A 16727-nucleotide genomic window follows, 5' to 3' on the forward strand; every position below is an offset into this window, starting at 1 on the left:
CCCGCCGTACGGCGCCGACGTGCCGTACGGGCGACGCACCCTGCGCCGGCGCCCCGGCGGCTCGGGGCCGAGGACCTGAATTCCGGGGGACAACCGGGCATATGACCCAGCTGATCAAGATCTCGGGCCGGTTTCGCGGTGATCCTGCGATGACCTGTAGAGGACGAGATGGATGATCTGGAGAAGCCACATGTGACTAGTGGGGCCAGTGATACGTCTGGGAAATGAACAACGAGGTTCAGCAGCCCCACGACGACGTGCTGGCTGCGCACAAGCGGAACTCTGACGTCCGCAGCAGCGACATCACGGTCACGGACGAGGCGACGGTCAGGCGGGCCACAAGGGCCGCCGCTGTCGGCAACGCCATGGAATGGTTCGACTTCGGGATCTACGCGTATCTCGCGGTCACTATCGGAAAGGTCTTCTTCCCCGGGGACGGCGGCACGCAGCTCCTGGCCTCCTTCACAGCCTTCGCCGCGTCCTTCCTGATCCGGCCGCTGGGCGGGCTGGTCTTCGGCCCCCTCGGCGACCGTCTCGGCCGAAAACAAGTGCTTTCGCTGACCATGGTGCTGATGGCGGCAAGCACCTTCTGCATCGGCCTGATCCCCTCCTACGACTCGATCGGCATCGCCTCTCCGGTCCTGCTGCTGCTCTTCCGCATGCTCCAGGGCTTCTCCACGGGCGGTGAGTACGGCGGCGCGGCCACCTTCATCGCCGAGTACGCACCGGACAAGCGGCGCGGCTACTTCGGCAGCTTCCTGGAACTGGGCACCCTGATCGGCTACATCGGCGCCGCCGGTCTGGTCCTGGTGCTCAACACCACGCTGGGCGACGAGCAGATGCTGGAGTGGGGCTGGCGGATCCCGTTCCTGATCGGCGGACCGATCGGGGTGGTCGGTCTGTATCTGCGCACGAAGCTCGAGGAGACCCCGGCCTTCCAGAAGCAGCAGGCGCAGTCGGCCGGGTCGGGCACCGACGAGGCGAACGCGCCCAAGCTGTCGGAGGACATGCCGCGGAAGAAGTTCACGGCGATCTTCACCGAGCAGTGGCGCATGCTTCTCCTGTGCATCGCCCTGGTCGCGGCCTACAACATCACCAACTACATGCTCCTGTCGTACATGCCCGCGTACCTGACCGATGCCCTCGACTACAAGCACTCGATGGAGCTGGTCGCGGCGATCATCGCCATGGTGGCGATGACACTGGTGATCCAGCGGGTGGGCAACCTCGCCGACCGCTTCGGCCGCAAGCCGCTGCTGATGGCCGGCATGGGGGGCTTCGCCGTGCTGACGATCCCCGTTTTCGCCCTCTTCCAACAGGGCAGCTTCGCGGCGGTGATCGTCGGACTGCTGGTGCTGGGCGCCTGCCTGGTGTGTCTGCTGGGCACGATGTCCGCGACGCTCCCCGCCCTCTTCCCCACGGAAGTGCGGTACGGCTCCCTGTCCATCGGCTACAACGTGTCCACCTCCCTGTTCGGCGGAACGGCACCGGGCGTGATGACGTACCTCGTCGACAGCACCCACGACAAGATGGCCCCGGCCTACTACGCCTCGGCCGCGGCCGTCCTCGGCGTCATCGTTGTGGCCCTCATGAAGGAGACCGCCCAGCAGCCGCTCCCGGGCTCGCCGCCCTCTGTCAGCACCGACGAGGAAGCCCGCGCCCTGGCCCGCCCCGAAACCCACGAGCCCGTTTCCTGATCCGACCGCCCGCAGTCTGCCCGCGCCCCGGCCTGCCGGGGCGCGGGCGCGAGGTCGTCGAGGACAGCGCCTCCGCCCGTCAGCCGTCGAGTTCGGCGCGCACGCGACGGGAGGGGCTGAAGACATAGAGACCGAGGACGTCGGGCGGGTCGCTGAGGCCTGGCCCGCCGTCCTCGACCCACGTCGCGACGTCGGCGGGGACGTCGGCGTCGTTGGCCAGCCCGAGCCAGACGGGCCGCCCGCCGGCCCTACGGCCCTCGGCGGAGGGCTGGACGACGATGACGTTCGCGTGCGCGCACGCGTCGAGGCAGTCGGTGACCCGCACCGCCGCACGGCCGTCCACGACCCGCCGCAGCTCGCGAAGCTGGGCCGCGTGATCGAGGCCGGGAATCTTGGGGCTGCCACAACAGCATCCCCGGCAGACGGTGACGGTGCAGCGGGCCGGGGCGGCCCCCGCCGGGGCGGCCGGCTGATGCTGTCGCTTGCTCACGGGTGTCCTTGTCGGTGGTCGCTCCAGGAAGCACCACTCAAGCAGGAGGCCGAACGCCCGGCAGCACCGCCTCCCTATTGCGGGAATTCCGGTCCCGGAGGGTGCCGACCTGGTCGCGGAGTGGCGGCTCATGGAGCCGGCCTGGCGGAGCTTCTTCGCCGACACCCGGCTGAGCCGCCGTATCCGGCTCCGGCGGACGCGTTATCCGGCCAGGGGCCGCGCACTGCGGCTAGCCCGCCCCTTCCGCCGTGAGTACCGTCCTGGGTCCCAGGCGTCAAACGTCGTGCGAGGCCGTTGAGTTCTCACCGGGTGAGGGTTCACGCAGGGCGGACGCGGCCACGCCTTGGGAGCTGTCACGTGGCTGAGGCTCGGGGGACCCCAGCGCCGTGCGGCAGGCCCCGAGCCGGCACTTCGGCTCGGGGCCCTGCTTGTACCCGTACCGCTCTGTGCCCTGTGCCGCACCGCAAGGAGGATCAGTGCCCTACGCGAATGTCAACAGCGTGGAGTTGTTCTACGAGGATCACGGGTCCGGACAGCCGCTGATCCTCCTGCACGGCTGGGGCACCTGCGGTTCCGTGTGGGACGCGCAGCGGGAGGAGTTCGCCCGTGACCACCGGGTCATCACGCCCGACTGGCGCGGGTGTGGCCGCTCCGGGCGACCCGAGAGCAACACGATCGCGGACAACGCCGAGGACATCCTGGCACTGGCGGGCGCGCTCAAGCTGGATGCCCCGGTGCTCGTCGGATGTTCGGCCGGAGCCGCGATAGTGCTCGAAGCGGCCTGCCGGGCGCCCTCGTTCGTCCGTGCGGTGGTCGCTGTCGACGGGCCCGGATACTGGCCCGCCGAACGGAAGGCGGAACAACTCAGCTTGCTGCGGCAGGCGCTGAGCTCCGACCGGGCGGAGACGGTCAAGCAGTGGGTCGTGGACTGGTACGGCCCGCTGGCCGACCCGTCGCTGCTGGAGTGGACGACCCGGCAGATCCTGGAGTCCTCGGCATCCATCGATCAGATCCTCACCGACGCGGTGCGCCACAACCCACGGGCCACCATCGGGGAGCTCGCCGTGCCCGCGGTCTTCATCCATGGAGAGCTCGACGCGGAGATCCCCATGGAGGTGTCCGAGACGCTCGCGGAGCTCGCTCCGCACGGCGAGGCGCACATCATGCAGGAGTCTGGGCACATGCCGCACGTGGAGCAGCCCGCGGAGTTCAACGCGCTGCTGCGCTCCGTACTGCGGCGTTTCGAGTCGCCCGACGCGCCCCGCCCCAGCGCCACGGAATGACCGTCTGAGGCGGTACGCACCAGCAGGGCCCCGAGCCGGGGAAGCCGGCTCGGGGCCCTGCCGTACGGCGCCGGGGTCCCCCGACCCCCATGCGCGGTACGGCTCCAGGAGATTGGCCGATACTGATCCGTGTGAAGTCCACGGCCCCGAACGGTGTTTGACTCCTGGGATTCAGAACGTTACTCACTGCGGAAAGGGCAGGCTAGCCGCGGAACGCGGCCCCTGGCCGGATTGCGCGACGGTGAGTGAGGAAGCTCTGATGAACACGCCCGCTGCGGACGACAGCCGGATGCGGATGCTGGTCCGCAGCGACGATCTCGACGAGACGCGCGAGATGATCAGCACCGCGTACAGCCCGTACGAGCTGCGTGCCCTGGACAGACCGCAGGACTTCTCCGCGTGGTACGCCGAGGGAGGCTTCCCCGGAATCACGCTCTCCGCGCTGGGCTACGGCACGGAGACGCTGGTGGCGCCCGAGCCGCTCACCTCGTATCTGCTGGTCTGTCAGGTCCACCAGGGCAGGATCAGGCTGGAGTCCGCCGAGCGGCGCGAGGAACAGTTCGTGAGCCCCGGCGACACCTATGTGATGGACCCGCACCAGCGGCTCCGGGTCTACTGGGCCCCCGGTACCAGGGTGACGACGATCAGGCTGGACCGGGAGCTGGCCGAGCGGGCCGCGGGCGACGCGCTGGGGCGTGAGGAGCCGGTGCGGGCGCTGTTCGGGCTCGGCGGCGCCGTGTCCAAGGCGGCGGCCGAGAGCTGGGCGGGGATCTCGGCGACGATCCACCGGGAGGTGATGTCCGGCGGAGTCGCCCGCACCAGCCCGCTGGTCGCGTCGCAGCTCACCCAGACCGCCGCCGCGACCTTGATGGCGACCCATCGCCTGCTGCCGGGCTCGGAGGCGGTACGGCACGTCGGGAACGTGGCACATCCCGCCGTCCGCAGGGCCATCCAACTCATCGAGGAGCGCAGCGACCAGCCGCTCTCCCTCTCCGACCTCGCTGTGGCGGCCAGGTGCAGCCCCCGGGCCCTTCAGGAGGCGTTCCAGCGGTATGTCGGCCGTACGCCGCTGGCCTATCTCCGCGAGGTCCGGCTGGATCGCGCCCACCGTGACCTGGTCGCGGCCGACGCCGACGGGCCGGTCACCGTGGCGGAGATCGCCTTCCGCTGGGGCTTCTCCAACCTGGGCCGGTTCGCGAACTGGTACCGCCTGCGCTACGGACACGCCCCCTCACTCACCCTGCGCGCGTGAAACGGCGCGAGGAATCGGACCCGCCGGTCCCGGTCTCAACCTGAAGGACGCCGCCGGAATCCGACGGTGCGGCATGATGCGGCGTCACCCGTCGGCGGGACGTCATGTCGGCCATTTCCGCGGCGAGCGAAGCGAATGCCGATGCTGTCCCGCGCACTCCCCAGGGCCTGCCCGCGCACTCCCCAGGACCTGGGGGCATCGAAGCCGGCCTGCCCGTGCGCAGGGCGTTCGGCCCGTGCGGTGCCGCTCCACGACGGCGCTCGCGGGCTCTGGGCGCACGGACTTCCCCTGGAAAGGGCCGGCTTGCAGCTGCTCGAGCGCCCTTGTTACTGTCCTCCGCGACATCTCACCGTAGGGTTCCGCCCTCGCCATTCAGCCTCCTCGTGTCCGGTGACACCAGGAAGGTGGGAGTCACACCAGATTCTGATCAAAGGTGTGCGGCGATGGCTGCGGTACTGCGAACAGACACGGCTCTGGAAGCCGTTGATCTTGTCAAAACCTATTCGGCAGGCAGGAAGAAGCCTCCGGTCACAGCGTTGCGGGGGCTGAGCTTCGCCGCCGCGCAGGGGACCGTCTTCGGGCTGCTCGGCCCGAACGGCGCCGGCAAGTCCACCACGGTGAAGATCCTCTCCACGCTGTCGGCCCCCGACTCGGGATCGGCGCGCGTCGCGGGCCTCGACGTGGCGACGAGGCCGGACCGGGTGCGCCAGGCGATCGGCTTCGTGGCCCAGAAGCCCGGCACGGACCCGATGGGGACCGCGACGGAGAACCTGCTGCTCGCGGGGCGCGTCCACGGGATGTCCCGCCGTGACGCCACGGCGCGGGCCGGTGAACTCATCGACAGGTTCGGCCTGACCGACGCCTCGAAGCGGCTGGTCAGCACGTACTCCGGTGGCATGGCGCGCAAGCTGGACGTCGCGCTCGGGCTGATGCACCGCCCTCGGGTGCTCTTCCTCGACGAGCCGACCACGGGGCTCGACCCGCAGGCCCGGAGCGAGCTGTGGCAGGAGATCGCGCGGATGGCCGGTGACGAGCGGATGACGGTGCTGCTCACCACGCACTATCTCGACGAGGCGGACCACCTCGCCGACCGGCTGGCGATCGTCGACCACGGCACGGTCGTCGCCGCGGGCACCCCCGAGGAGCTCAAGAGCGACCTGCGCGGCGACGCGGTGCGCGTCGAGCTCGCCGAGCCGGACAGCGGAGCACGAGCGGCGCTGGGACGGGTGCCGGGGCTGCGCGAGATCACCATGGACGGGTGCACGGTCCACGGCAGGACCGATGACGGCGCGCGGGCGTTGCCGCCCGCGCTGGCCGCACTCGAAGCGGCGGGCATCGCCGTGACCTCCGCGACGCTCGCCCGCCCTTCGCTCGACGACGTCTACCTCCGGCACACCGGCCACAGCCTGGATGCCGCGGACGACAAGGGCCCGAAGGCCCTGGAGGAGGCGAAGTGACCACGGCACACATGAACCCCGTGAGCGCGCGTCCGCTGAACGCGGTCACCCACGCCGCGTACCTCACAGCCCGCCTGCTGCGCACGCTGTGGCGGATGCCCGCGTTCCTCGTCATCGGGCTCGTGCAGCCGGCGCTCTGGCTGCTGTTGTTCGGGCAGCTCTTCCGCTCGGTCGTGGACCTGCCCGGATTCGCGTACGGGGAGGGCGGATTCCTGCGGTTCCTCACACCGGGTGTGGTGATGATGACCGCGCTGTTCGCGAGCGCGTGGGCAGGGACGACCTACTTGCAGGACATCGACCGCGGCGTGATGGACCGGCTGCTGACCTCCCCCGTCGGCCGAGGCGCCATGATGTGCGCGACCATGGCCCACCAGGCGGTCCAGACCGTCGTCCAGAGCCTGATCATCGTGGTCATCGCGCTGATCGCCGGCGCCCGCTTCCCCGGCGGCGTCCCCGGCGTCGGCGTCACCGTCCTGGCGGCGGTGCTGCTGACGCTGATCTTCTCGGCGCTGTCCAACGCCGTCGCCCTGCTGACCCGTCAGCAGGCCACCCTGATCGCGATTTCCCAGTTCACCACGCTGCCGCTGATGTTCCTGAGCTCAGCCGTGATGGACCTCCACCTCGCTCCGGGCTGGGTCGGGAACGCCGCCCGGCGCAATCCCGTGGAATGGGCGGTCGTCGCGGCGCGGCAGGCGATGCTCGCACACACCGACTGGAGCATGGTCTGGACCCGTCTGGGGCTGCTCGCGGCGGCAGCCCTCGTGATGGGGCTCCTGGCCACACGGGCGTTCCGGGCCTACCGGAAGTCGATGTAGGAGAGGCGACCCGGCCTCTCCCCGCGGACCGGGACTCCCGGCTCCGGCTCAGGCGTCGGCCCCCGCCCCCGCCACCACGCGCTGGGGCGGGAAGCCGACCGGAAGGTGGTCGAGCCGGGTCTCCCAGGTCGAGGCCGTGTCCGTGAGCTGGGCGGGGTCGGCGGTCAGGCGGAGGCCGGGAAGGCGGTGGATCAGCACCTCCACAGCCGTCTCGATGATGGCCTGACCGACGCCCTGCCCCGGGCACTCGTGGGGGCCGCTGCTGAACGCCAGGTGGGCCTGGTTGCCGCGTACGGCGGTGCCCGTGTGGGGGCGGACCTCCGGGTCCAGGTTTCCCGGAGCCAGGCCGAGGATGAGCAGGTCCCCGGCCTTGAGGTGCTGGCCGCCCAGTTCGCAGTCGGCGGTGGCGAAGCGGCCCGGAAGCACCGCCAGCGGCGGCGAGTTCCACATCGCTTCTTCGACGAGCGCCGTGATGGTCATCTGCCCGCTCACCAGATCGGTGAGGTGGGTGCTGCTGCTGAGGATCTTCTGGAGCACCCGCGCCAGGAGGTTGCTGGTGGTGGTGTGTGCCGCGAGGAGCACCAGGCGCAAATGATTCTGGACCTCGTCGTCGTCCAGGGAGGCGGGGTGCTGGATCAGTCCGGTGGTGAAGTCCGGGCCGGGTTCGGCGCGTTTGTGCGACGTGAGGTCGGCGAGCACCCGTCCGATCCGCTCGTTGTGCGCGATGGCGTCCTCACCGCCTTTCATCACCTGGGCGCAGGACGCCACCAGGTGTTCCCCGTCCGTCTCCGGCAGGCCGAAGAGCCGCGTCAGGACGAACATCGGCAGGTGCTCGGAGTACTGGATGACCAGGTCGGCGCGTCCGGTCTCCGCGAAGGCGTCGATCTGCCTGTGCGCGAAGTGGACGACATGGCGGCGTATTCCCCTGTTGATGACGGTCTCCATGCTGTCGGTGACCGCTCGGCGCAGCCGCTGATGGGGCTCGCCGTCCTGGGAGAGGCAGTCGGGACGCCACCCCAGCATCGGGATGAGGGGCGAGGTCTCCTGGATCCGCCCCTCCTTCCAGTCCCGCCAGATGCGCGAATCCCGGCTGAACTGGCTGGGGTTGTCCAGTGCCCGCCGGTTCTCCCGGTAGCCGAGCACCAGCCAGGCGGGCACGTCGCCCTCCAGCAGTACGGGCGCCACCGGCCCGTACTGTTTGCGCAGCCGGGAGTAGGTTCCGTACAGATCGACCGTGGACTCCGCCGCGTGCAGCCGCATCGTGGCGCCGGTGTGCCGTACGGGGCAGCCCGTGGGCGGTTTCGGCGCGTCAAGGTGCGGGCTGTCGGATGACTGGGTGTTCATCGGGACTCCAATGCGGCGACGGACCGTTCCTTGATGTGGCGGATGAGCGCGATCAGCACATCGCGGCTCGATACCCGGTCGCGTGCGTCGCAGGTGACGATCGGCGTGTGCGGGGAGATGGCCAGGGCCTCCCGCACCTCCTCGACGGGGTGGCTGCGGGCGTCGGGGAAGACGTTGAGGGCGATGACGAACGGCACGTCCAGCCGCTCCATCTCCTCGATGGCCCGGAAGCTGGATCGCAGCCGCCGCGTGTCCACCAGGACGACCGCGCCGAGGGCGCCCTTGAACAGGCCGTTCCACAGGAACCAGAACCGCTCCTGCCCCGGCGTGCCGAACAGGTACAGCACCAGTTGCTCGTTGAGGCTGATCCGGCCGAAGTCGAGGCTGACGGTGGTGCTCTTCTTGTCCGCGACGCCGACCAGGTCGTCCACGCCGACGGTGGCCTGCGTGAGGGTTTCCTCAGTGGTGAGCGGCACGATTTCGCTGACCGAGCCGACCATGGTCGTCTTTCCCGTGCCGAAGCCGCCGGCGACCATCACTTTGACCGACCGGCTTCCCGCGTGCAGCGCTTCCGCCCGTTGCGGAAATGCCGGCTGGTCAAAGCCGTTGAAGTCCACTGAGTACCTCCTCGAGAAGCGCGAGGTCGGGTCCGTGGTCGCCCGTACCTGCGATGGGATCACGGGCTTCCACTCGGCCTGTGTTCAGCAGGTCGGCCACCAGCACCGAGAGAATGTTGAAGGGCAGCCCGAGGTGCGCGCCCAGTTCGGCCACCGAAAGGGGGTCGCGGGACCACCGGAGGATCGCGTCGTGCTCGGGCTGGACCCCCGTCGCCGGCGTGGAGCGGGCGACGATGAGGGTGGCTACGTCGAGGGTCGACGCTCCCACGTTGGGCCTGCTGCGGCCACCCGTGAGCACGTAGTAGCGCTCCAGCCCGGTCAGACCCGGGCCCCGCTGCGCCCCGCTCATCCAGGCTGCTCCTGCCGCGGAACGGTGCCGAGGAGGTCGCCCATCCTGCGGGCGCAGTCCCTCATCTGGTGCCCCAGCAGCCCCTGGTCGAGCCCCTTCCTCGCCAGCACGCCCAGGTACGTCTCGGTACCGGCGCGTACGACGAAGAGGTGCCCGCCGTCGACCTCGATCCCGGCGAGCCGCAGTTGGCCCTTCTCCTTGGGGAACTGTTCGGCGACGGGCTGGGCCAGCGACTGGAGACCCGCGACGATGGCCGCGAACCGGTCGGCGTCGTCGGGATCCGCGCCGTAGGAGGTGATGGCCTTTCCGTCGGAGGAGGCCACCAGGGCGAAGCGGATCTCCGGGATGCTCTCCGCCAGCTCGCGGAGCGCCCAGCTCAGGTCGGTCTGGTGCTGCGTCATGTGGCTAGTCACTCTCTTGTCGCTCGTCGGGGCGGTCGTGCGTGTCGGGCCCGTCCGCCGGGCTGCTGCTGGACACGAAGGCGGCCAGTCCGGCGAACGACTCCTCCGGCGGTACGCCCGAGGTGTCCTCCCCCACGGCGGCGCTCATGCCGTGGCGAGGGCCCGGTACGTCCCTGGACTGCTTGCTCCGCTTGGGCAGCCCGCCCGGTGTGGTGGCGCCCGTGACCGGTCCCTCGTCCAATTCGTCCGGTCCGTCGGATGCGGCTGACGGCACAGGTCCGGTGGTTTCCGCCGGTCCGGCTGTCTCCGCCGGGCCGTTCTGGCCGACGGGGCCGGCCGTGACGGGTTCGGGCTGCCACCTGGGCACGGCGGCGTTCGTTGAGGCCGACACCGAGTAGGGGCGCCTGTCGAGGGGCTTGAAGTACTTGTGGGGCACCACCACGACTACGGCGGTGCCGAGCCACGGGGAGTCGTCGAACGTGACCGTGATGCCGTATTTGCGGGCGAGGTTGCCCACGACGCGCAGGCCGAGTTGCGCGTCCTCCGCCAGTCCGCCCGGCCCCGAGCCGACGGCCACACCGTTCAGCAGCCGCAGCGCCTGGCGCCTCTTCTCCTCCTTGAGCCCGGTGCCCGCGTCCTGGATCTCGATGCCCAGCCCGTTGGGCACTTCCCGCCCCGACACGATCACCTCTTCCGCCGGGGGCGAGTACCGTGCCGCGTTGTCCATGAGGTGGGCGAAGATCAGCGTCAGGTGGTCGACCAGGTTGCCGTCCACGCCCAGTTCGGGAAGCCGGCGCACCTGTACCCGCTTGTACTCCTTGATGCGCGCCATGCCGCCCCGGACCACGCTGAGCAGCGGCTGGGGGGTCTGCCACTGCCTGCCCGGCCGGTCGGCCCCGCCCAGTACGACGATGCTGGCGGCCAGGCAGTCGGCCGGGCCGATCTCCTGGTCCAGCTCCATGAGGTCCCGGGCGACCACAGGCAGGCCGTAGTGCACGCCCTGCATCTCGTGCAGCTGGGCACGGATCTTGTTCGTGTAGACCTGAAGCCGGCTGCCGATGCTGACCACCGACTGCCGGGCCGAGGTGCTGCGGTCGAACTCCTCCTCGATGGCCAGCAGGGAGGACCGCATGATCTTCCTGAACGTGCTCCGGAACTCCTCCGGTACGTCCGGGTCCTGGGCGAGCGGCCGGAGCACGTCGTCGACCACCTGGTCCTTGCGCAGTGCGTCGACCGCCCTGGGCAGGAACTCGTCCGCCAGCCGGACCAGTTGCACCTTGTGCAGCTCGGTCAGCCGGGACAGCTGGGCGTACAGCGAGGAGACCTCGGCGGCGTGCTTCTCCTCGACGGACGCCAGCCACCGTTCCCACTGTTCCTTGTCCCGCGCCGCCTGTGCCTGGTGTTCCCCGGCGGTGTGGCGGACACGGCGTTCGGAGTTCAGCAGGCGCTCGACGCAAACGGCCGTGGCCGCCGTGGTCAGCGCCCCGGCGATGAGAACGGCGGGCCAGGCCTGGGCCGACCCTGCGGCCATCGCCACGGCCGTGGCTACACATATCGCTACGGGTAGTGACCACCACGCGTACCAGGCAGCTGGCAGCCGGGCCGCAGGTGGGGTCGTGGCAAGTTCCATCGGGATCCTCAACCAATTGCTCAAGCGCGGGCGGGTCGGAAACGCACTCGTCGGCGGTGCCGTACATGGAGGCGGCACTCGCCGAACATGGCGGCGGCACTCGCCGAATGGCCTGCCGGTTCTTCTGTTTCCTCGGGTTCCGTGAGTTCCTTTTCGCGGGGCGCGAAATGGCGGGCACGGCAGGCCCCGGCTCCCGGCGAGTGCGTCAACTTGCCGGGAGTCGAGGAGCTTAGCGAGGAGAAGGGCCGCCCCGCAGGAGATGCTGTGTTCTGCCATGCATCTCGAATTTCCGTTCGGGTACGAAAAGTGGAGTCTTTCCGGCCCGTCCGGCTAAGCGTCGACCGAAAGACCCCAGCAAGGCGACGGGTTGATCACCTTCAGCAGCCGCGGAGAGACGAGGTGGTGCGCACGCCCCCGCGCACACCCCGGATCACGCCCGAACACGCCGACCCCACAAGGAGGCACACCAACGACATGTATCGCTGACGACTCGTTCTGCCACTGCGGCGATGTTTTCTGACCGTCAACTCTCCGAGAGTGTTTACTTCTTGACCGTCACCGACCTTTTTTGATTATTCATCTGGGCGGGGCACATAGCGTGTTCCCGACCTGGATGCATCCGCCGTTTGCGGGGATACTGCCCCCAGCACTGACGGCCCCCTCGCGGGCCTCGTCGGCCTACCGGACCGCGAGTGTCGCGGCCGGCGAACCAACGGCCACAGCTGTCCGCGTTGACCTGGCCCAACAGGCCATCGTCCGACAGTTCACCGGGCCTCTCCCCCCGTCCGGGCAGGAGCGCCGCGCCACCGCGCGCCCCACCGCACCACACATGACCGACATGCGTTCAGCGCCGACGTGAGCGTTCCCACGAGCAGGAGGACTCACCGATGAGTCGAAACGGGGCCAGCGGAGAACTGGCAAACGTTGTCATAGCCAATGTCAGGAATTGCACGGAAGATTACAAGCGCCGCGAAGAATCCGGCGTAGCGCGTCGGAACAAGGCCGCCTGCCGGGAAGTGCGGTACAGCGGCAGCGTGACATTTTCGGTAGAAGGCGCACTGGACCGCGCACCCAGGGAATTTCCCGAACCCGACGAGCACGGCGCGGAACGCCTGCGCAGGCTGGACGAGTGCCTTGCCGTCATAGCGAAGGCATTCCCCGGCGTGGATACCGGTATCAGCCTGTGCCGGCTCTCGTGCGCATTACTCGAAGGCGCCTGGCGCGAGCGGGCGGAGGCCATCGACGCTCCCGCCTGTGATGATTCGTGCACCTGTACGCTCTGCGCCCACTTACCCAAGCCGCTCACCCGCTGTCTGGATGACTACGACTGGCGCAGGAGCGACGGACGCCCGCTCGCGGTCAAGACGTGGCCCTACCGGAAAGAACTGGACAGCGTGCTGACCGGCGGCTGGGTGTGGACCAGGAAAATGAACGACTCCGACCGGGACCTCGGTCTCAGGCTCCGGCACGAGGACGACATCCTGGTACTCCACGAGTACAAGCGCGTCGAGGCGGCGATCGAGGTGTCCGCCACCGCCCGGGCCGTCGAGCAGCGCCTCGCCGAGGACCGCACGACCAACGGCGCGCGCGCCCTGATATGCGGCCTCTACGCCGCCTACAAGCGGTCGGTCGACGAATACTGGCTCAAGCGGCACGTGGCCGGCACCACCTCGCTCCCCCAGTGCACGCCGCTCGACAAGCCGTCCTACACCCTGCTCCAGCTGATGGACTGCCTCTTCTGGCACGTCCCCCCCGACGCCGAACTCTGGCAGGAGGAGCAGCTCGCCTCGCTGGTCCTGTGCCGCGTGCTCAACGACATGACCGACGTACGCGCCGACGCGGTCACCGGGGAGGTCAGCAACTTCTGGCTGAGCTCCATGTCCACGCACGACAAGGCTCTGTACGGCGCGTGCGTCCTCGCACTCATCAAGTACGGGTGCATGCCGGAGTCCCACGGCCTGCTGTGGAACACCTGGCTGATGGGCACCACCGTCGTCTGGGAGGGGCTGACCGGGCGGCACGCCCTGTGGTTCGACGGGATCACCAACGGCCTGCCTCCTGGGGACGACTGCCTGCTGTGCGGGATCGAGCCCAACGCCTGCACCGGTCTGCTGACCGACGGCGTCGCCCTGCGCACCGGCCACACGCCGACGGTGGAGGCCCTCGGCGAACGCGCGGCCCTGCTGTCCGCACGATGCCAGGCCGAACAGCCGCAGGCTTGGCGGCTGTTCGACCGGGAGCTCGCCGCCTTCGAGGCCCTGCACGGGGAATGGCGCGGTGACGTCGGAACGGCCTGGGAGATACTGCGCCGCACGTACATAGCCGGCGTCATCGCCTCACTCGCGGGCGGCGCGGGCGCCCGGAATGTCCAGGTCGACTCCGGGGACGTCGGCGCCGACCTGTTCCACGCGCTGCACCGACCGCCGACGTGGCAGGAGGACACGGCCCTGCTCGCCTACATGTTCGGCTGCGCCCATCCCCACTTCCTGTGGAACGGCCAGGGCTTCGCGCCGACCGCGGTCGGCGGTGACTGGCTGGACGGCTGAGCGGACCGGGCATCGGGCATCGGGCATCGGGCATCGGGCATCGGGCATCGGGCATCGGGCATCGGGCATCGGGCGGAATATGTCGCGGCCACACGGAAGTTGCTCACGGCATGACCCAGGCACCCGCACCCCGCCCCCTGTCCGACGCGGCCCTCTCCGACCTGTTGAGCGGACAGCAATTCGGGACGCTCGCCACCGCCAAGCGCAGTGGCCATCCCCATCTGACGACCATGGTCTACAGCTGGGACCCCGAAGCCCGCACGGTGCGGTTCTCGACCACGGCGGACCGCGTCAAGGTCAAGCATGTACAGCGCGACCCCCGCGCGGCCCTCCATGTCCAGGGCGGCGACGTGTGGTCCTTCGCCGTCGCCGAGGGCGAGGCCGAGGTCTCCGGGATCACGGCCGTGCCGGGTGACGCGGTCGGACAGGAGCTGCTCGCGATCGCCTCGAAGGCCGCACCGCCGGAGAACGAAGGCGCGTTCTTTGAGCAACTGGTCGCCGAGCGCCGGATGGTGATCCGGCTGAAGGTGGACCGACTGTACGGAACGGCACTCGACATCAGCGGCTGAGCCGTTCGTGCCGGCTCGTGGGACGGGTGATCAGCCCAGGGGAGGTCCATGACACGGCTCCCCCGCCTGGACACGTCCGCGTCCGGACGCGTCCCCGGCCGGACGTCACCCCGGCCGGGTCGCGCCGGTCCGTCCGGTCAGGCGTAGACGCGTTCCACGAACTGCGCCAGCTGGTCGTCGCTCACGTGGTGAGCCAGGTCGGCCTCGCTGATCACGCCGACCAGACGCTTGTTCTGGTCGATGACGGGAAGCCGGCGGATCTGGTTGTTCTCCATCTCCAGCAGCACTTCGCCCACGTCGGCGTCGGAGCGGATCCAGCGCGGGGTGCCTCTGCACAGGTCTCCCGCGGTGACGTGCGAGGGGTCGTGCCCGGCGGCGATGCAGCTGACCACGATGTCGCGGTCGGTGATGATGCCGCACATGCGCTCGTTGTCGCTGGGGTCGCTGACGGGCAGGGCGCCCACGTCGAGCTCCCGCATGCGCTGGGCGACCCGGTCAAGGGTTTCGGTGGCGGGCACCCACTGGGCGCCGGGGTGCATGATGTCGGCTGCGGTGGTCATCACATGCCTCCTGTTGGCGCATATCTGTTCTGCCTCCTCAGCCATCCTCCTCGCGATGCCCAATATGTGCCATTCGAGTGGCTTTTACGCACGGAGTGTCGTCGATCGGTGCCGGAGCGTGCGCGACGCGACGGACTGGAGGCGGGCACGCCCTCGCACAGGCCGGTGATGACCGCCGGGTTGGCCCCGTCTGCTCGGACCGTCGCTCTCGTGGCAGCATCGGACCATGAGGGAACGGATCATCGCCGCGTGTGACGGGGCGTCAAAGGGCAATCCCGGGCCGGCGGCCTGGGCGTGGGTCGTCGCGGGTGCGGATGGCGAGGTGTCGTCCTGGGAGGCGGGCCCGCTGGGCCGGGCGACGAACAACGTGGCGGAGCTGACCGCGCTCCGGGAGCTGCTGACCGCGACCGATCCCGCTCTCGGGCTGGAGGTGCGGATGGATTCGCAGTACGCGATGAAGGCGGTCACGACCTGGTTGCCCGGGTGGCGCCGCAAGGGCTGGAAGACCTCCTCGGGGACGCCCGTGGCCAACCGCGACCTGGTGGTGGCCATCGACGAGCTGCTGGCCGAGCGGGACGTGAAGTTCGTCTATACCCCAGCTCACCAGGTCGACGGGGATCCGCTGAACGCGGCGGCCGACAGCGCGGCCAGTCACACCGCTCGCACCCAGCAGGCGGCCGGCTCCGCGGCCGGAGACGCGCTTCCGCCGCCCGAGCCGCCGCAGAGCGCGCCACGGAAGCGACGGGCGGGGCAGACTCGGCGCACGGCGGACTCGGGCTCCTCGCGTGGATCGGTCAAGGCGAAGTTCCCTGGCCGCTGCCGCTGCGGCCAGGCGTACCCCAAGGGCGAGGAGATCACGAAGAACCCCGACGGCTGGGGGCACCCCGGCTGCGTCACCGCCGACGCCGCAGCCCGGTAGCCGTCCGGGCGAGTTCCGGGACCGCGCAGGCGGGGCGGGAGGCGGCGACCGCTGCCTCCCGTCTGGACGCGGCGGGACGGCGCGACCTGGGAACGGAGCAGAGAACCGGTGTCGCTGTCAGCAGGTCCCGACATCAGCCGGACCGTGAACAGGCCCAGGCCCCCCACTGTCAGCTCGGCCGGACTCCACCTGGCAGACAACGCCCTCCGGTCAGCACGCCGACCTCCAAGAGCCGCGCTAATCCGAGTTCTCCCATACGAGGACTCCGGGACCGTCGGGTGTCACAACCGGGACCCATGCCTCGTCGACCTCGGACAGGCGGGACTCGTCGAGGCTCAGTGGGGCAGGGAACGGGTCCTCCTGGTTCGCGGAGCCGTAGACGTGGAACGCAGCCGCGGTCCTCAGCCGGTCGAGGAGCCCCTCCGGCCAGACCAGCCGTCCGGCTCCCTGCCCCTTCAGCTCGCCCACGAAAATTTCCTTCAGCGCGTCGTCCAGATCCCGCCCGAACACGGGAATCAGGTATCCCTCCTGCTCGAACGGGACACAGCCGACCCCGCCTCCCTGGACCTGGTAGACCACCCCGGTCGGCGCCGCCACGATGACGAACACCCAGCCTTGGCCCGACCCTGTCCCGTCCGGGTCGAGAAAGATGTAGCGCCTGTTGTCCCCGGTATCAGCCATGGCCGGCAGCGTCGCACACGGCAAGGCCCCTGTCGCAGGAGTGTCCGTAAGAGAGGTCCTGGGCTCTGTGGGGGCTCGCGGTCCGCCGCGCGATCGGCGTCACCAAGCCACGGGGGC

The 16727-nt window shown here is 69.7% G+C and carries 16 protein-coding genes; 8 read left to right on the forward strand and 8 right to left on the reverse strand.

From position 1 onward, the window contains the following. The first annotated feature begins 224 nt into the window (after window positions 1-224). Window positions 225-1697 carry an MFS transporter gene (locus OHB04_RS07655; protein ID WP_326807108.1) on the forward strand — a complete coding sequence of 491 codons (1473 nt, stop codon included), beginning with the start codon at window positions 225-227 and terminating at the stop codon, window positions 1695-1697. Between the two features lie 79 nt (window positions 1698-1776). Here OHB04_RS07655 and OHB04_RS07660 read toward each other — a convergent pair whose 3' ends face one another. After that, on the reverse strand, window positions 1777-2187 hold the full coding sequence (locus tag OHB04_RS07660) for a (2Fe-2S) ferredoxin domain-containing protein (RefSeq protein WP_326686944.1): 411 nt from the start codon (window positions 2185-2187) through the stop codon (window positions 1777-1779). A gap of 476 nt (window positions 2188-2663) precedes the next feature. Here OHB04_RS07660 and OHB04_RS07665 point away from each other — a divergent pair, with 476 nt between their 5' ends. From OHB04_RS07665 to OHB04_RS07680, 4 genes are all read left to right on the forward strand, one after another. Then, window positions 2664-3470 carry an alpha/beta fold hydrolase gene (locus OHB04_RS07665; RefSeq protein WP_326686945.1) on the forward strand — a complete coding sequence of 269 codons (807 nt, stop codon included), beginning with the start codon at window positions 2664-2666 and terminating at the stop codon, window positions 3468-3470. Between the two features lie 259 nt (window positions 3471-3729). Beyond that, entirely contained in the window at window positions 3730-4722 is a 993-nt protein-coding gene (locus tag OHB04_RS07670) for a helix-turn-helix transcriptional regulator (protein ID WP_326686946.1), read from the forward strand. Between the two features lie 443 nt (window positions 4723-5165). Then, the gene (locus tag OHB04_RS07675; RefSeq protein ID WP_326807109.1) at window positions 5166-6179 is read left to right on the forward strand and encodes an ATP-binding cassette domain-containing protein; all 1014 of its coding nucleotides are present in this window, start codon (window positions 5166-5168) and stop codon (window positions 6177-6179) included. Then, window positions 6176-6994, forward strand: a complete 819-nt coding sequence (locus OHB04_RS07680; protein ID WP_326807110.1) for an ABC transporter permease — start codon at window positions 6176-6178, stop codon at window positions 6992-6994. The genes OHB04_RS07675 and OHB04_RS07680 overlap by 4 nt, the downstream gene beginning before the upstream one ends. 48 nt (window positions 6995-7042) lie before the next feature. Here the strand turns inward: OHB04_RS07680 and OHB04_RS07685 are convergent, their stop codons facing one another. From OHB04_RS07685 to OHB04_RS07705, 5 genes are read right to left on the reverse strand one after another with little or no spacing between them, the layout of a single operon-like run. Then, window positions 7043-8338 carry a cytochrome P450 gene (locus OHB04_RS07685; RefSeq protein ID WP_326686949.1) on the reverse strand — a complete coding sequence of 432 codons (1296 nt, stop codon included), beginning with the start codon at window positions 8336-8338 and terminating at the stop codon, window positions 7043-7045. After that, complete coding sequence (locus OHB04_RS07690; protein ID WP_326686950.1) at window positions 8335-8955, reverse strand: GTP-binding protein; 621 nt, start codon at window positions 8953-8955, stop codon at window positions 8335-8337. Before OHB04_RS07690 ends, OHB04_RS07685 begins: the two co-directional genes overlap by 4 nt. Continuing rightward, window positions 8936-9304 carry a DUF742 domain-containing protein gene (locus OHB04_RS07695; protein WP_326686951.1) on the reverse strand — a complete coding sequence of 123 codons (369 nt, stop codon included), beginning with the start codon at window positions 9302-9304 and terminating at the stop codon, window positions 8936-8938. The genes OHB04_RS07690 and OHB04_RS07695 overlap by 20 nt, the downstream gene beginning before the upstream one ends. After that, entirely contained in the window at window positions 9301-9705 is a 405-nt protein-coding gene (locus OHB04_RS07700; protein WP_326686952.1) for a roadblock/LC7 domain-containing protein, read from the reverse strand. The genes OHB04_RS07695 and OHB04_RS07700 overlap by 4 nt, the downstream gene beginning before the upstream one ends. A 4-nt stretch (window positions 9706-9709) precedes the next feature. Then, window positions 9710-11236 carry an ATP-binding protein gene (locus tag OHB04_RS07705; protein WP_326807111.1) on the reverse strand — a complete coding sequence of 509 codons (1527 nt, stop codon included), beginning with the start codon at window positions 11234-11236 and terminating at the stop codon, window positions 9710-9712. Between the two features lie 1133 nt (window positions 11237-12369). Here OHB04_RS07705 and OHB04_RS07710 point away from each other — a divergent pair. Together OHB04_RS07710 and OHB04_RS07715 are read left to right on the forward strand one after the other, a co-directional pair. After that, window positions 12370-13881 carry a hypothetical protein gene (locus OHB04_RS07710; protein WP_326686955.1) on the forward strand — a complete coding sequence of 504 codons (1512 nt, stop codon included), beginning with the start codon at window positions 12370-12372 and terminating at the stop codon, window positions 13879-13881. Window positions 13882-13991: 110 nt separating this feature from the next. Then, window positions 13992-14450, forward strand: coding sequence for a PPOX class F420-dependent oxidoreductase (locus OHB04_RS07715; RefSeq protein ID WP_326686956.1), 459 nt, complete (start codon window positions 13992-13994; stop codon window positions 14448-14450). A 137-nt stretch (window positions 14451-14587) separates the two neighbouring features. On the opposite strand, the gene OHB04_RS07720 is transcribed toward OHB04_RS07715, so the two are convergent. Then, window positions 14588-15010: a CBS domain-containing protein gene (locus OHB04_RS07720; RefSeq protein WP_326686957.1), complete on the reverse strand. Its 423-nt coding sequence runs from the start codon at window positions 15008-15010 to the stop codon at window positions 14588-14590. Between the two features lie 226 nt (window positions 15011-15236). Here OHB04_RS07720 and OHB04_RS07725 point away from each other — a divergent pair, with 226 nt between their 5' ends. Continuing rightward, entirely contained in the window at window positions 15237-15929 is a 693-nt protein-coding gene (locus tag OHB04_RS07725) for a ribonuclease H family protein (RefSeq protein ID WP_326686958.1), read from the forward strand. A gap of 237 nt (window positions 15930-16166) precedes the next feature. On the opposite strand, the gene OHB04_RS07730 is transcribed toward OHB04_RS07725, so the two are convergent. Beyond that, on the reverse strand, window positions 16167-16610 hold the full coding sequence (locus OHB04_RS07730; RefSeq protein WP_326686959.1) for a DUF6210 family protein: 444 nt from the start codon (window positions 16608-16610) through the stop codon (window positions 16167-16169). Between the last annotated feature and the right edge of the window lie 117 nt (window positions 16611-16727).

The organism is Streptomyces sp. NBC_01775, from assembly GCF_035917675.1.
In the GTDB taxonomy this organism is placed as follows: Bacteria; Actinomycetota; Actinomycetes; order Streptomycetales; family Streptomycetaceae; genus Streptomyces.

Excerpts from the sequence above, each read along its gene's own strand:
- OHB04_RS07720 (WP_326686957.1), bottom strand. The coding sequence starts at position 15,010 with ATGACCACCGCAGCCGACATCATGCACCCCGGCGCCCAGTGGGTGCCC.
- OHB04_RS07675 (WP_326807109.1), top strand. The coding sequence starts at position 5,166 with ATGGCTGCGGTACTGCGAACAGACACGGCTCTGGAAGCCGTTGATCTT.
- OHB04_RS07695 (WP_326686951.1), bottom strand. The coding sequence starts at position 9,304 with ATGAGCGGGGCGCAGCGGGGCCCGGGTCTGACCGGGCTGGAGCGCTAC.
- OHB04_RS07700 (WP_326686952.1), bottom strand. The coding sequence starts at position 9,705 with ATGACGCAGCACCAGACCGACCTGAGCTGGGCGCTCCGCGAGCTGGCG.
- OHB04_RS07670 (WP_326686946.1), top strand. The coding sequence starts at position 3,730 with ATGAACACGCCCGCTGCGGACGACAGCCGGATGCGGATGCTGGTCCGC.
- OHB04_RS07685 (WP_326686949.1), bottom strand. The coding sequence starts at position 8,338 with ATGAACACCCAGTCATCCGACAGCCCGCACCTTGACGCGCCGAAACCG.
- OHB04_RS07725 (WP_326686958.1), top strand. The coding sequence starts at position 15,237 with ATGAGGGAACGGATCATCGCCGCGTGTGACGGGGCGTCAAAGGGCAAT.
- OHB04_RS07655 (WP_326807108.1), top strand. The coding sequence starts at position 225 with ATGAACAACGAGGTTCAGCAGCCCCACGACGACGTGCTGGCTGCGCAC.
- OHB04_RS07705 (WP_326807111.1), bottom strand. The coding sequence starts at position 11,236 with ATGGCCGCAGGGTCGGCCCAGGCCTGGCCCGCCGTTCTCATCGCCGGG.
- OHB04_RS07715 (WP_326686956.1), top strand. The coding sequence starts at position 13,992 with ATGACCCAGGCACCCGCACCCCGCCCCCTGTCCGACGCGGCCCTCTCC.
- OHB04_RS07730 (WP_326686959.1), bottom strand. The coding sequence starts at position 16,610 with ATGGCTGATACCGGGGACAACAGGCGCTACATCTTTCTCGACCCGGAC.